We start from the raw sequence: 16186 nt of genomic DNA, 5'->3' as shown, positions 1-16186 counted from the left end.
CAACCCGGGTTAAAGCCCCTCCAGCTCCGCCATCAGGTCATTCAACCGATCCACCTTCTCCTCGGTGATGTCGCTCACCGCCAACCCGTCGATGTACTCGGCCAACTCCGCCACCGTGCTGCACTCGAACATCGCCCGCAGCGGCACGTTGCGTTGCAGGGCTTTTTGTACCCGCGAGGCAATTTGCGTGGCCAGCAGCGAATGCCCACCCAGCTCGAAGAAGTTGTCACGCACGCCAACCTTCTCGACCTTCAACACTTCGGCCCAGATATCCGCCAAGGTCTGCTCCAGCTCATTTCCCGGCGCCTGATAGTCCTGGCTCTGCAACTGGCCGATCTCCAGTGCCGGCAAGGCCTTGCGATCGAGTTTGCCGTTGGCGTTGAGCGGCAGCTTGTCGAGCCACAACCAGTGCAGCGGCACCATGTATTCCGGCAACTCGGCACGCAGGCGCTGCTTGATCCGCTCCAGTCGTTCGTTCGGATTGAGCGCCGAATCCGCTGCCACCAAATAGCCGACCAGATGCTTGCCGTTGACGCCCTCCTGCACCCCGACCGCCGCATCGCGGACTTCCGGCTGTTCATGCAGACGCGCTTCGATTTCACCCAGTTCTATGCGGTAACCGCGAATCTTCACCTGATGGTCGATACGTCCGACGTATTCCAGCACACCGTCACTGCGACGTCGGGCCAGGTCACCCGTGCGATACAAACGATCGCCCGGTGCGCCGAACGGGTTCGGCACAAACACCTGCGCCGTGCGCAACGGATCGCTCACATAACCGCGCCCCACCCCGGTGCCGGCCACGCACAACTCACCCACCGCTCCCAACGGCACCAACTCCAGCGCGCCATCGAGCAGGTACAAACGGTTGTTGTCGGTCGGCGTACCAATCGGCAGATAACTGCCACGCGTCGAGGCCATGTCGACCCGGAAGAACGCCACATCGTCCGAGCATTCCGCCGGGCCATAAGCGTTCACCAGCCCCATCTGCGGGTAACGCAGCAACCATTGATGCGCCAGTTCCGGCGGCATCGCTTCACCGGTCGGCAACATCCAGCGCAGGCCATCGAGGCTCATGCAGTCCTGGGCGAGCATGCCCTGAATCAGCGACGGCACGCTTTCCAGCACGCTAATGCCCTGGCTCTGGACGTGAGCCAGCAAGCCTTGCGGATCATGGGCGATGCTGTTCGGCACGATGTCCACCCGAGCGCCGAACAACGGCGCCGCGAGGAACTGCCAGACCGAAATGTCGAAGCTTTGCGAGGCAGTCTGGGCGATCACATCGGCGTCACTCAGTTTCAGGTACGGCACCTTGCTCAACTGGTTATTGAGCATGCCGCGCTGCTCGACCATCACGCCCTTCGGCAGGCCGGTGGAGCCTGAGGTGTAAATCACGTAGGCGAGGTTGTCCGGACCGCTGTAAATACCCGGATTGGCCACCGAAACATCACTCGCCTGCACGTCTTCCCAGACCAGCAATCGAGGCCGGTTGGCACATCCGAATTCCTCCAGCAACACGACGGCTTGGTCACGGCACGCCTGAGTGCAGACCAGCAACGGCGTGCGGCTCAGGTCGATGATCCGGCTCAGACGCTGACTTGGCAGACCAGGGTCCAGCGGCAGGTAACCGGCACCGGCCTTGAAGCTGCCGACGATCATGCCCAGCAGATCGAGATTACGCTCGGCGAGCAGCGCCACCGGTTGATCGAGGCCGACGCCTGCAGCGATCAAGGCATGGCCGAGACGGTTGCTGCGCTGGTTCAGCTCAACATAGCTGTGTTGCTGATCGAGACAACTGGCGGCGATCCGCTGCGGATGCCGGGCAACCTGCGCTTCGAACAATGAGACATAGCTCTGCTCCAGCGGATAGTCGTGTTCGCTCTGATTGCAGCCGTGGATCAGGAAGTCCTGTTCCTCTGCGCCCAACAGCGGCAGATCAGCCATGTCACCATGGAATCCTTCGACCAGCGCCAGCAACAGGCGCTTGAACTCACCGAGCATGCGCTCGACCGTGGATTCGTCGAAATAACGCTGGTCGTAGGAGAGGTGCAAACCCAGGTCATCCCCCGGATAGCAGACCGCCGTCAACGGAAAGTTGGTGTGGGTGCGGCCCGAATCCGAAGTGGCATTGAGGCTTTGCGCACGGTCCAGCACCGAGACTTCCACCGGGGCGTTTTCGAACACGAACAGGCTGTCGAACAGCGGCTGGCCTTTAGGCAACTCGCTGTTTTCCTGGATGCTCACCAGCGGCAGGTATTCGTACTCACGCAGTTGCATGTTGCTGTCGAGCAGACCGCTGAGCCACTGACGAACGCTGCAACGCTGATCGTCCTCGGGCATTTTCACCCGCAGGGCGATGCTGTTGATGAACAGGCCGACCGTGCGTTGCATCTCTGGCATCTCCACCGGACGCCCGGCCACCGTGACACCGAACAGCACATCGCGATCGCCACTCAGGCGGCGCAATACCAACGCCCACGCCGCTTGGGCAAAGGTGTTGATGGTCAGCTGATGGGCCTGGGCCAGTTCGCGCAGTTGCGCGCCATCCCGGGCATCGAGCCTTGTGTAGCGGTCGCCGACGATCATGCCGCCGCTGTCGCCGGCATGTTCACGCAGGAACGGCCGGTCGCTCGGAATCGGCGTGGTGCGCTCGAAACCTTGCAGGTTCCGCCGCCACCACTGCCGCGCTTCAGCCAGGCTCTGGCGTTGCAACCAGCCGATGTAATCGCGATAACGCGGCGGCACAGCCAGTTGCGCCTGCCGACCTTCGCCGAAGGCGCTGTAGATTTCGAAGAAATCGTTCATCAGCAGCGAACGGCACCAGGCATCGATGAGGATGTGGTGGTTGCTCATCATGAACCAGTAGCGCGCCGCGCCCACGCGGATCAAGCGCAGGTGGAACGGCGCCTGATTGAGCAGATCGAACCCGGCCTCGCGCTCGCTTTTCAGCAGCGCCTGCAGCTTCGGCTCTTGCTCGGCTTCGGCCACCGCGCTCCAGTCCAGATACTCGATCTGCGTGCTGCCCGGTTTATGGATCACTTGCAGCATGTCTTCGCCGACGTTCCAGCAGAACGACGCGCGCAGGGCTTCGTGACGGGCGATCACCGCTTGCCAGGCGTGGGCGAAGCGCTTGGGGTCGAGCTCGCTGTTGATGCGGTAGCGGTCCTGCATGTAATAGAGGCCGGTGCCCGGTTCGAGCAAGGTGTGCAGCAGCATGCCTTCCTGCATCGGGGTCAGCGGGTAGACGTCTTCGATCATCGCCGCCGGGACTGGCAGTGCGTCGAGTTGCGGCTGAGTCAGTTTGGCCAGCGGGAAGTCCGACGGCGTCAGGCCGCCCGCGTTGTCGCTCAGGCAGTGCTGGATCAGGCTGTGCAATTCGCCCAGATACGCCTGCGCCAGGTCGGCGATGGTTTGCCGGTCGTGGCGTTCGGCACTGAAGGTCCAGCGCAGCACCAGTTCACCACCGTACACCTGACTGTCGATGCTCAGTTCGTTGGGCAGTGGCGCATGCGGATCATGGGCCGCACCCACCGGCTCATCAAGCGGACGGAACAGCGCATCGCTGCCGAAGCTCTGGTCGAACTGGCCAAGGTAGTTGAAGGTGATCGGCGCCACCGGCAGCGCGGCCATGGTCTGCCGGCACAGGCCATCGGCCAGGTAACGCAGCACGCCATACCCCAGGCCTTTATGCGGCACCGCGCGCAGTTGCTCCTTGATCGCCTTGATCGACGCACCCTGCTCACTCAGCGGAGTGAGGCGCAGCGGATACGCGCTGGTGAACCAGCCGACGGTGCGGGTCAGGTCGATCTCGTCGAACAGGGTTTCGCGGCCGTGACCTTCGAGTTGAATCAACGCTGACTCATGACCGCTCCAGCGGCACAACACACGGGCCAACGCGGTCAGCAGCAAGTCGTTGACCTGGGTGCGATAGGCCGTAGGCGCCTGTTGCAACAGTTGCCGGGTGCGCTCGCTGTCGAGGCGCACGCTGACGGTTTGCGCGTGACGATTCTGCTGACCACCCTGAGGCCGATCACACGGCAACTCAGCGCTTGGGCCGGCCAGTTGCGACTGCCACCAGCTCAATTCTTCACGCAAGGATTCGCTGCCGGCGTAAGCCTGCAATCGTGCGGCCCAGTCCCTGAAGGCACTGGTTTTCGCCGGCAGTTTTACTGACTGCTCTGCGTCCAGTTGACGATAAACCGTTTGCAGATCGTCCAGCAGCACCCGCCACGAAACCCCGTCGACCACCAAGTGGTGAATGGCAATGAACAACCGTTGTTGCCCCTCGGGATCGTCGACCAACAGCGCCCGCATCAGCGGCCCTTGCACAAGGTCGAGGCTGCGCTGGGCTTCGGCGAACAGCGCCGCGCATGTGTCCAGGGTCGGCACTTGCACTTGCCACAGCACGGCGGTGTCGGAAACTGCCTGATGCTCGGCCTGCCAATGACCGGCGACCTCGGTGAAACGCAAACGCAAGGCGTCGTGCTGTTCGATCACCGCCAGCAGCGCTTGCTCCAGGCGATGCGGCTCCAGCGCCACGGTCGGTTCCAGCAGCAACGCCTGGTTCCAGTGCTGACGCTGTGGAATATCGGTGTCGAAGAACCAGTGCTGAATCGGCGTCAAACGCGACTCCCCCGTGAGCAAACCTTGCTCGGCGGTGACCTGCTCGGTGCGGGTCGCCACCGCAGCCAGCGTCTGCACGGTCTGGTGCTGGAACAGGTCGCGCGGGCTGAAGTGAATGCCCTGCTGCCGCGCCCGGCTGACCACCTGAATCGACAGAATCGAATCGCCGCCCAGTTCGAAGAAGTTGTCGTTGAGGCCAACCTGCTGCACGTTGAGCACTTCGCACCAGATGCCGGCCAGGGTCAGCTCAAGTTCGTTGCTCGGCGCCACATATTGCTGACGATTCAACTCCGGGTCCGGTGCCGGCAGTGCGCGACGGTCGAGTTTGCCGTTGGCGGTCAATGGCATGCTCGCCAGCAGGATCAGGTGCGTGGGCACCATGTAGTCCGGCAGTTGAGCCTTCAAGTGAGCCTTGAGGGCTTCGCGCAATTCGGTATTTTGCGCGTCTTCCTGCTCGGCCACGTCAGTGACCAGATAACCCACCAGTTGTTTGCCGCTCGGTGCATCGAGCGCCAGCACGACCGCTTCACGGATCGACTCATGTTCCAGCAGACGGGTTTCGATTTCGCCCAGTTCGATGCGGAAACCACGGATCTTCACTTGATGGTCGATCCGGCCGAGATACTCCACCAGACCATCGGCGCGCTGACGGACAAGGTCGCCGGTGCGGTACAAACGTCCGCCGTTCGCGGCAAAAGGATCGGCGACAAACCGTTCGGCGGTCATCCCTGGACGCTGGTGATAACCCTGCGCCAGACCGGCACCGCCGACATACAACTCCCCGGTCGCACCTTGTGGCACCAACGCCAGATCGGCGTCGAGAATGTAGGCCACCCGAGCGCCAATTACGCTGCCGATCGGCACGCTGCCCAACCCTTCTTCCAATTGCTCGGGCGCCAGGCTGGCGAGCGGCATGACCACGGTTTCGGTCGGGCCGTACGCGTTGAAAAACAGGCTCGGTTTGAACGCCGCGCGAATCCGCTGCAAGTGTTCGCCAGTCAGGGCTTCGCCACCGGTGATGCACATGCGCACCGGCAGGGTTTCGCCCTGGGTCGCCAGCCATTGCGCCAACTGGCTGCCATAGCTTGGGGTGAAGCCAAGGATGTTGATGTTATGGCGACGAATCAGCCCGCAGATTTCTTGCGCATCCCACTGGCCTTGAGCGCGAAGGACCACTTGCGCACCGCTCAATAACGGCACCAGCAGACGCTCGGTCGCGGCATCGAAGTTGATCGAATAGAAGTGCAACTCGCAATCATCGGGGCGCATACCGAAACGCTCGATCACTGCGCGGCAATGCATGGCGATTTCACCGTGGGACACCACCACGCCTTTCGGTTTTCCGGTGGAGCCCGAGGTGTAAATCAGGTACGCCTGATGCTGCGGCAGACTGATAAACGGCAGCTCGCTGGCCGGGTAATTGGCCAGGTCCGCGGCATCGTCTTCCAGGCACCAGCGGCCAACGCTGGCCGGCAATTCACCGAGCGCCGCGAACATCGCCGCATCGCTAAGGAGCAAACCGATGCCGCTGTCTTCGATCATGTAGTGCAGACGATCCAGCGGGTATTCCGGGTCCAGCGGCACATAGGCGCCGCCCGCCTTGAGGATCGCCAGCAAGCCGACGACCATCTCCCGCGAACGTTCCAACGCCAAGCCGACCCGCACCTGCGGCCCAACACCGCGCTCACGGAGCATCCAGGCCAGACGATTGGCGCGGCTGTCGAGCTCGGCGTAGCTCAGGGTTTGCCCGGCGAACGTCAGCGCCGGTGCGCCCATGCGCACCAGCGCCTGCTCAGCGAACAGCTGGTGGATGCATTGATCGAGGCGATGCTCACCCGGCTCGATGCCGAGGCTGTCGAGCAGGTTTTGCTGTTCGCTGGCGTCGAGCAACGGCAGTTCACTCAAGCGCTGTTGCGGATCGGCCAGCAACGCTTCCAGCAGATTGCGCCAGTGCCCGGCCATGCGCGCAATGCGCGGCTCATCGAACAGATCGGTGCTGTAAGTCAGGCAGCAACCGAGGCGATGGTCGAGGTCGGTGACTTCCAGGTTGAGGTCGAACTTGGTCGCTCGCGCATCGTTGGCCAGGTACTCGACGGTCATACCAGACAGGGTGCGGCTCTGCTGGAATTCCCAGCGCTGCACGTTGCACATCACCTGGAACAGCGGGTTGTACGCGGCGCTGCGCGGTGGCTGCAGGGCTTCGACCAAGTGATCGAACGGTAGGTCCTGATGGGACTGGCCTTCGATCACCGTGTGGCGAACCTGCTCGAACAACTCGCCCACAGACATCTGCCCGTCGAGCTGGCAACGCAGCACTTGGGTGTTGAGGAACGCGCCGATCAGCCCTTCGCTTTCCGGGCGAATGCGGTTGGCCACCGGCGCACCGATGCGCAGGTCGGTCTGGCCGCTGTAGCGGTAAAGCAGCACGGCCAGGGCGGCGGTCATGGTCATGAACAGGGTCAGACCGTTGTCTGCGTTGAAGGCACGAACCCGTGCGGCGAGGTCATCGCTGAGGTCGAAGCGGAACAGTTCGCCCTGATGACTTTGCACCGGCGGACGCGGACGATCGGCCGGCAATTCCAGCAGCGGATGTTCGCGGCCCAGTTGCGCGGTCCAGTAATCGAGCTGGCGCTGACGTTCGCCGGATTCCAGCCATTGACGCTGCCACACGCTGTAATCCAGGTACTGCACCGGCAGAGGTTGCAGCGGTGATTCGCGGTCATCGACGAACGCTTCATAGAGCGCGCTGAGTTCCCGGGCGAAGATATCCATCGCCCAGCCTTCGGTGACGATGTGGTGCAGGGTCAGCACCAGGTAATGTTCCTGCTCGGCGGTCTTGACCAGGCAGGCGCGCAGCAACGGTCCGGTTTCCAGATCGAAAGGTTTATGCGCCTCGCTGTCGGCCAGTTGCTGGACACGCTGCTCACGGGTATCGACCGCCAGCGCGGAGAAATCCTTCCAGTCCATGCGCAGGCCGGTGTCCGGATGCACCTGCTGCCGGGCCACGCCGTCGATGCTCGGGAATGTCGTGCGCAGGGTTTCATGACGCATGATCAACGCGTGCAATGCCGCCTCGAAACGCCCGACATCCAGCACACCGCGCAACCGCGCCATGCCGCCGACGTTGTAGGCCGGGCTGTCCGGTTCCATCTGCCAGAGGAACCACATGCGTTGCTGGGAATAGGACAACGGCACCGGTTGGCGGCGGTCGACCTTCTCGATCGGTGGCTGCTGGTTGGTTTTGCCGCTGACCTGGATCAAGCGAACCTGTTCGGCAAACGCGCCCAGTTCACTGGCCTCGAACAGCGCCCGCAACGGTAACTCGACGTCGCAGGCCTGACGGGTGCGGGAGATGATTTGCGTGGCCAGCAAAGAATGACCGCCGAGGGCGAAGAAGTCGTCGCGCAGACCGATCCGGGTCTGGCCCAGCACTTCACGCCAGATACCCGCGATTTGCTGCTCAAGGGCCGTGACCGGTTCGACGTGTTCGCGGACTTGCCACTGCGGTTCCGGCAAGGCACGACGGTCGAGTTTGCCGCTCGGGCTCAGGGGCATTTCGTCCAGACGCATCAGTTGCGCCGGGACCATGTATTCGGGCAACTCGGCGGCCAGCGCGGCTTTCAGGCGTAGGCTTTGAGCGTCGACATCTTCAGTGGAATCAGTGGCGGTGTAGTAACCGATCAACTGCCCGCCGGCCGATGTTTCACGCACCAGCACCACCGCTTGGGCGACGCCGGATTGTGCCAACAGCCGCGCTTCGATCTCTTGCGGCTCGACACGAAAACCACGCAGTTTGACCTGTTGATCGAGACGACCGAGGTATTCGATCACGCCATCGGCGGTCCAGCGCGCACGGTCGCCGGTGCGGTACAGACGCGCGCCCTGCTCGCCCAGTGGATCGACCACGAAACGTTCGGCGGTCAGCCCCGGACGGCCCAGATAGCCTCGAGCCAAACCGATACCGCTGATACACAGCTCACCCGGCACGCCGGTCGGAACCGGGTTGAGGTCACTGTCGAGCACCCGGCACAGCACGTTGCCCAATGGCCGACCAATCGGCGAGCGCTCGCCATCAGCCGTTGTGCAATGCCAGTGGGTGACGTTGATCGCGGTTTCGGTCGGGCCATAACGGTTGTGCAGTTGCACCGCCGGCAATTGCGCCAGCACGCGATTGCGCAGTTCGGCGGGCAAGGTTTCGCCGCCGGAGAATACTCGGCGCAGGCTGGTGCATTTGGCGGTCAGCGGTTCATCGATGAACAGCGAAAGCAGCGGCGGCACAAAGTGCAGCGTGGTCACGCCATACTGCTGAACCAGTTGTGCGATGCGGTGCGGATCACGATGTTCACCGGGGCCGGCGATCAGCAAGCGGCACCCGGTGATCAACGGCCAGAAACACTCCCACACCGACACGTCGAAGCTGATCGGGGCTTTTTGCATCAGCACGTCGGTTTCATTCAGGCGATAGGTGTTCTGCATCCATTGCAGCCGTTCAGCGAGCGCCGCGTGAGTGTTGCCAACGCCCTTGGGCTGGCCGGTGGAACCGGAGGTATAAATCACGTAGGCCAGGTTGTCGCCGTGCAGGTGCAGACCCGGTGCATGGCTCGGCCAATTTTCCAGGTGCAGGGCGTCCATGGCGATCACGCAGACGCCATCAGTGGCCGGCAAGCGGTCGAGCAATTCGGTTTGGGTCAGCAACAACTCGACGCCACTGTCGCGGAGCATGTAGGCCAGGCGCTCGGCCGGGTAATCCGGGTCCAGCGGCACATAAGCGCCGCCGGCCTTGATGATCGCCAGCAAACCGATCAGCAACTGCGGCGAACGTTCGGCGGCGATCGCCACGCACACGTCCGGGCCGACGCCTTTGTCGCGCAGGTAATGCGCCAGGCGGTTGGCCTGGGTGTGCAGTTCGGCGAAGTCCAGGCTGCCGCCGTCCCACAGCAACGCGGTGCGCTCCGGGGTCTGGCGCACTTGTTCGTTGAGCAGTTCCGGCAACCACTGCCGTGCCGGGTTGCAGGGGGCAACGCTCCAGTCATTTTGCTGAGTGTGTTCGGCGGTAGTCAGTAGTTGCAGGTCACCGATCGCTTGTTGCGGACGTTCGCAGATGGCTCGCAGCAAATTGCTGAAATGCTCGGCCAGACGCTCGATGGTCGGCGCGTCAAACAGTTCGCTGGCGTAGTCGAACGACAGGCTCAAACGTCCGTTGCGGTCTTCCTCACTGTGCAGTTGCAAGTCGAACTTGGCTTCGCGGCTGTGCCACGGCAGCTCTTCGGCGAGCAGCCCCGGCAGACGACGCAGGGCGCTGAGATCCCGTTGCTGATGGTTGAACATGACCTGGAACAGACCTTGTTCACGGGCCTGCGGGAAAGCTTCGAGCAGTTGTTCGAACGGCAGGTCCTGATGCGCTTGCGCACCCAAGGCGGCTTGACGGGTTTGCGCCAGCAACTCCACGAATGGCTGTCGCGAATCCACTTCGGCACGCAGCACCTGGGTGTTGATGAAGAAGCCGATCAACCCTTGGGTTTCCAGCCGTGGACGGTTGGCATTCGGCACGCCGATGCGGATGTCGCGCTGGCCGCTGTAGCGATGCAGCAGGCTCTGGAACGCCGCGAGCAACAGCATGAACGGCGTCGACTCATGGGCCTGGGCGGTCTGGCGAATGGCGTTGCTCAGGCTCGCGTCCAACCGCAGCGTGTGACGTTCGGCGCAGTGCGTGTGTTGCGCCGAACGTGGGTGGTCGGTGGCCAGACTCAGGGTCGGATGTTCATCACCCAACTGCTCTTTCCAGTAAGCGAGTTGCCGTTCGCCCTCCCCTTGCGCCAGCCACTGGCGCTGCCAACTGCCGTAGTCGGCGTATTGCGTCGGCAAGGCTGGAAGGCTGGCGGTCTGGCCTTGAGAGGCTGCCGCATACAGGCGCGAGAACTCCTCGATCAGCACGTTCAGCGACCAGCCGTCAGCGATGATGTGATGCATCGTCACCAGCAGTTGATGGTCTTCATCATCGAGGCGCACCAGGGTCACCCACAGCAGCGGGCCGCTCTCCAGATCGAACCGGGTGTGGGCTTCGTCCTCGCGGATTTGTTGCGCGCGGGCTTCACGCTCGGCGGCCGGCACGTCGCTGATGTCGATCACTTGAAGAATGAATTCAGCGGCAGCATCGACCCGTTGCAGGGCCACACCGTCGCGCTCGAAAAACCGTGTGCGCAGGGATTCGTGACGTTCGATCAGTTGCTGGAAACTGGCGCGCAAGGCGTCTTCGTCCAGTTCGCCGCGCAGGCGCAAGGCACCGGGAATGTTGTAGGCGCTGCTCTGCGGGTCGAGTTGCCAAGTGATCCACAAACGGTTTTGCGCCAGGGATTGCGGCATGGCTTCGCTGCGCGACAGCTGAGTGATCGCGCCTTGCGCGAGGCCGCCATCCTGTTGTTGCCGGGCGACTGCGGCGGCGAATGCGCCGAGGGTTGGCGCTTCGAACAACAGACGCAGATTCAGCTCCAGCCCCAACGTTTCACGCAGGCGTGCAACCACTTGAGTGGCGGCGATGGAGTTACCGCCGAGCAGGAAGAAATGGTCATCGGCGTTGACTTGCTTGACCTGCAACTGCTCGCACCAGATCTGGCCGATCAGGGTTTGCAGTTCGGAACCCGACTCGCTGCTGCCTTCACTTTCGTTCGCTGCCGACGGGAAAACCGCATAGCTGTCGAGGCTGCCATCGGCCAGGCGATTGCGGCAGGCCGAGCGTTGCAACTTGCCACTGGAGGTCTTGGGCAGCGCCCCCGGATTGAGCAACAGCACCACGCTTGGCGCTTCCTGATACGCCTCGGCCACCGCTTGGCGGATCGCTTTGATCAGCGCCTCCGGTGGCAGGATTTTCTGCACGCTGCGGCTGATTTCCGCGGCAATGCCGATGCCTTCCTGACCCTCGAGGTTGACCGCAAACGCGGCCACACGCCCCTTGCGCACCACCTCCACTTCACGCTCGACGGTCTGCTCGATGTCCTGCGGATAGAGGTTATGGCCACGAACGATCAGCATGTCTTTCAGGCGCCCGGTGATGAACAGTTCACCGTCACGCAAAAAGCCCAGATCGCCGGTGCGCAGCCAGGTGCGACCCGCGTGCTGGACGAAGGTCTTGGCCGTGGCTTCAGGGTTGCGCCAGTAGCCATGGGCGATGCTCGGCCCGGCGGCCCAGACTTCACCGACTGCGTTGTCGGCGAGTTCTTCAAGCGATACCGAATCGACAATCAGCACCGCATGATCCGGCTGGCTAATACCGCAACTCATGATCGGACTACCATCGCCCGGTTCGGCGCGGTTTTGCGCCAAGGCCTGATCGTCCACGCGCAACGCCGGAATACCCTGACCGCGCGGGCTGCCGGCAACGAACAGCGTGGCTTCCGCGAGGCCGTAAGAGGCCATGAAGCTGTCTGGCGTAAAGCCACAGGCCGCGAACTTCTCGGCGAAGCGTTCCAGGGTGTCGAGGCGAATCGGTTCGGAACCGGAATACGCCACGCGCCAGCCGCTCAGGTCGAGGCGTTCCAGAGCCGATTCGCTGACGCGTTCGCTGCACAGTCGATAGGCGAAGTCTGGCCCGCCGCTGATGGTGCCGCCGTATTCGCTGATCGCTTCCAGCCAGCGCAACGGGCGGCCGAGGAAGTACGCCGGCGACATCAACACGCACGGCACGCCGCTGAAAATCGGCTGCAGCAGGCCGCCGATCAGGCCCATGTCGTGGTAAAGCGGCAACCAGCTGACGATCACGTCGTCAGGGTTGAGGTCGATGCCAAAGCCGTGACGAATCAATAGTTCGTTGGCCACCAGGTTGCCGTGGCTGACTTGCACACCTTTAGGCAACGCGGTGGAGCCGGAGGTGTATTGCAGGAAAGCGATGTGCGCGCCTTGCAGGTCCGGCGCAACCCAGCGTTCGGCCAGGGCGTTGTCGAGGGTGTCGACACACAGCAGCGGCGGCGCCCCGTTGATTTGCAGCAAGGCGTCACGCTGGTCGGCGCTGGTCAATAGCAGGCGCGGCTCGGCATCGCTGATGATCGACAGCAGGCGTTCCTGATGATGACGACGGGTCGACTCCGGCGGATAGGCCGGCACCGCGATCACCCCGGCGTACAGGCAGCCAAAGAACGCCGCAACGTAATCCGGGCCGCTGGGAAACAGCAGCACCGCGCGATCGCCGAACGACGACTCGGCCTGCAACGCACCGGCAATGGTTCGCGCCCGTTGGTCCAGCTCACGATAACTGAGCACCACAGCCTGATCCTGGGTTTCGGCAAGAAAACGCAAGGCCACCCGGTCCGGCGTCAGGGCCGCGCGGCGCTGGAGGGCTTGGACCAGTGTGCTGGGGAGTTCGAACGCGTCGGTCATGAGGTTTCCTGCCTGAATTCGGCTTGCAAGTGGAATCGGTTTTCGTACGTCACGCCCGTTCACGGGCATGCAGGACGCGGTCTTCGCCGACCGCGCAAGGCATTGGGAATGCTGTTCTGGCCGGGGGCTTGCGCCCGTAACCAGTCACCAATGAGAACGGATGAGGTCTTGAAATAATTAGTCGCCGGGCTTGAGCGCCGGCAGGCTTGCAGCCAGTGGGTGAGTCAGCGTGTCGCCGTTCTCACTGCGCACCTTCACGGAGCATTAATTCTCTTTCTCAATTGACAATCATTATCATTCAACATAATTTGTCGCTCGATATGTAGGACGGCTCCGATCCCCTTGTCGTCCCACAACCCTATTTGCAGCAAGGTGATTTCCAATGACGGAACAAGTATCCACAAGCAGGTGCGATTCACCGCTACTTCAGGCCTTCGTCGACAACCGACTGATTCTGGTCAAGATTGCCGCCCGCATTACCGGCTGCCGATCCCGTGCCGAAGACGTGGTGCAGGATGCATTCTTCCGGTTGCAATCGGCGCCGCAGATCACCTCGTCCATCAAGGCACAGCTCAGTTACCTGTTTCAGATCGTGCGCAACCTGGCGATCGATCACTACCGCAAGCAGGCGTTGGAGCAGAAGTATTCCGGCCCGGAAGAGGAAGGTCTGAACGTGGTGATCCAGGGCGCTTCGCCGGAAACCTCGCATATGAATTTCTCGACCCTGGAAAACATTGCCGATGCACTGACAGAGCTGCCCAGCCGCACCCGTTACGCCTTCGAGATGTACCGCCTGCACGGCGTGCCGCAAAAAGACATCGCCAAGGAACTTGGCGTCTCGCCCACCTTGGTGAACTTCATGATTCGTGATGCGCTGGTGCATTGCCGCAAAGTGTCGGGCAATCGTGCGGATAGCTTCGCTCGTCGTTAAGACGGCGTCGTGTCGATAAAAAAGATCGCAGCCTTCGGCAGCTCCTACATTGACCGTGTTTGCCGCGATATTTGCGGATGAACACGCACCCGTAGGAGCTGCCGAAGGCTGCGATCTTTTTTTCAGGCCAACGAACACCGATCAAAAAACCGCTCACGCCCCAACATCATCAGCGCCGCGCGTTTGTGCGGGAAGTCGAACTCTTTTTCGCAGTGAAAACACTGATTGTGCATATGCCCGATCATCTTCGCGTTGTCGGCGCGAGGTTCGGCGACCACCCGTTGAGTGCGCGGATCATCGAGGAACAGGTAATGCACCAGCGCCGATAACCAACTCGCCACCTTGTGCGGGCCACGGTGATCTTCCTCACCCACCAGCATGTGAATGCCACGGTCGTAATCGGCGGCGTCATAGAACGGCGCAATGCGATCTTCCTTGGCCCAGTAGGCTTCAAAGTAGGCAAACGGCTGATCATCGAAGCAACCGATCAGGGTCAAGGTGTGCGGGTCGGCTTCGAGCTTGCTCAGGTATTCCCGATGCTTCTCGAGACTGCCCTCCTCCTGCCAGAAACTCGCGACCCGTGGGCTGTTCTGCCAACGATTGAAACGCGCCAGGTCATGCTCGATTTCTAGCGTACGCAGGGAAACCCATGCACCTAGCCGCGCATCGAAGCGCCGATAGACCTCACCACGGGGTTTCACCGCTCGCAGGGGATGGCGCTTGCCGCCACTGACGACCATCTGCTGTGGATAACTGCCGGTCAACGACTCGCCCAGCCAAGGCTGAGGCAATTGCCAGAACAGCGTGCGTTCACAGCGATACTGACCGTTGACGTCGGTGGCGGTCAGCAACCCACTGAGCAAGGCTTCGGTAGGCGCTTCATCGAGGTGCCAGGTCAGACGCTGACACTCTGCATCACGGGCAAACAGCCAATAACAGGCCGCCCAAAATGCTTGACCGTCAGGACGGCCGAAACGCTCCTCCAACCGCAGATTCAGCTCGGGCTCGCGGGTCAGCCGCAGTTCGATCAGCGGCTGACCTTCCAGGCTGAGGCTCAGGCGACTTGCGGTTTCATCGGCTACAAGACGGTTGCCTGACGGCAAGGCCAGGGCGGTCAGGTCATTCAGATTGGACATGGATCGGGCTCACGGTAATCGTCGACAGTTAACTGAGGTGACGTGAGCCGGGCATGGAAATTTAACGAAAAACACCGCGAACCTTAATCAGCATTCGCGGTGGCATGCACAGCCTGGATCAGTTCCAGGCCATTGACGTTACGCAGGTGCTAGATCGACCTGACCCAGATTTCGCGGAAGGCATAGTCATTGCCGTTTCCGGTGGCGACATGGTTAACGATCTGCAACTCCATCTGTGATGCACTCGCGGTAAACGTGCCTTTGAGCGGCACCCAGGCCATTGATGGAATTTCCGTCGCGGGGGCAATGACTTGCGCTCCGCTGTTGAGTGACAGCACTGGAACTGAATATTTGTCATTCCACCTGCGCACGGTCAGCCCGAACTCATAGGATCGACCCACTTCCAGCCCCTGAAAGGTCTTTTTCAGCACTATCCCAGCAGAGTTGTTGGTGTAGGTGTTGTCGAATAATACGTAGATATTTCCGTCTCTCGTGATGGTGAGATCCCGTGGATCAGCCGCAGCCTCCCCCCTCATCCAGCCATTCCAGTTATTGGTACCGTCTTTTTCCGAGAAGGTCGTTGTATTGTCAAAAGGCGCCTGAACCTCAAGACACAATGTCGGGAACAGCACCGGACTAGCACAACTGCCTCCATCCAGTGCCGCCTGAAAAACAAACGCGAGATGGCTCCCGTCTTTCAGATTTTGCAAAGACGTCCAGGCAATATTGCGACGCCAGCCCTCTTGGAACTCTTGTTGCGTGACGGGCTCGGCGTCGGCCACTCGCAGCATCACTGGCGAGCCGTCGGCTTGTTGACCGCAGACATGCAGCGTTGTCTTTTGATTAACCACCATGAATGGCCAACGCGCCACCTCGACCGTGACACCGGCCGAATCATCAGGTTTTTTCAGAATGAGTACATCGTTGACGGCTTGTGGCACCACAGGAGCGGGCACACAGGAGAGAGAAACCAACGAGGGGGTTGTCATGACAGAAATCCTTTCTGAATGAGCGCCAACCCCTCCATGGGGTCGGACACAGGAAAGGAGCTAAGACCACGTTAAGCAAAGCGTCTACTGTCAATTCGAACATTCGAACAGCAGAACACAAATACTGGATGAATGGT

4 protein-coding genes are annotated in these 16186 nt (G+C 61.6%); 1 reads left to right on the top strand and 3 read right to left on the bottom strand.

All coding sequences use genetic code 11. The features are described 5' to 3' along the window. Positions 1-9: 9 nt before the first annotated feature. Entirely contained in the window at positions 10-12993 is a 12984-nt protein-coding gene (locus tag ACCC96_RS01195) for a non-ribosomal peptide synthetase (RefSeq protein ID WP_413694746.1), read from the bottom strand. A 382-nt stretch (positions 12994-13375) separates the two neighbouring features. Between ACCC96_RS01195 and ACCC96_RS01190 the strand changes: the two genes are divergently transcribed. After that, entirely contained in the window at positions 13376-13924 is a 549-nt protein-coding gene (locus tag ACCC96_RS01190; protein ID WP_258672916.1) for an RNA polymerase factor sigma-70, read from the top strand. A 122-nt stretch (positions 13925-14046) separates the two neighbouring features. On the opposite strand, the gene ACCC96_RS01185 is transcribed toward ACCC96_RS01190, so the two are convergent. Both ACCC96_RS01185 and ACCC96_RS01180 read right to left on the bottom strand, forming a co-directional pair. Next, the gene (locus ACCC96_RS01185) at positions 14047-15060 is read right to left on the bottom strand and encodes a GNAT family N-acetyltransferase (protein WP_413694745.1); all 1014 of its coding nucleotides are present in this window, start codon (positions 15058-15060) and stop codon (positions 14047-14049) included. A 149-nt stretch (positions 15061-15209) separates the two neighbouring features. Further along, positions 15210-16049, bottom strand: a complete 840-nt coding sequence (locus ACCC96_RS01180) for a sugar-binding protein (RefSeq protein WP_413694744.1) — start codon at positions 16047-16049, stop codon at positions 15210-15212. Between the last annotated feature and the right edge of the window lie 137 nt (positions 16050-16186).

Origin of the sequence: Pseudomonas sp. Pseusp11, from assembly GCF_047304405.1 — a bacterium.
In the GTDB taxonomy this organism is placed as follows: Bacteria; Pseudomonadota; Gammaproteobacteria; order Pseudomonadales; family Pseudomonadaceae; genus Aquipseudomonas.
This window is presented reverse-complemented; position numbering and strand designations above follow the sequence as displayed.

What these genes read in the sequence shown, in the direction of transcription:
- ACCC96_RS01180 (WP_413694744.1), bottom strand. Translation starts at nt 16,049, where the DNA reads ATGACAACCCCCTCGTTGGTTTCTCTCTCCTGTGTGCCCGCTCCTGTG.
- ACCC96_RS01185 (WP_413694745.1), bottom strand. Translation starts at nt 15,060, where the DNA reads ATGTCCAATCTGAATGACCTGACCGCCCTGGCCTTGCCGTCAGGCAAC.
- ACCC96_RS01195 (WP_413694746.1), bottom strand. Translation starts at nt 12,993, where the DNA reads ATGACCGACGCGTTCGAACTCCCCAGCACACTGGTCCAAGCCCTCCAG.
- ACCC96_RS01190 (WP_258672916.1), top strand. Translation starts at nt 13,376, where the DNA reads ATGACGGAACAAGTATCCACAAGCAGGTGCGATTCACCGCTACTTCAG.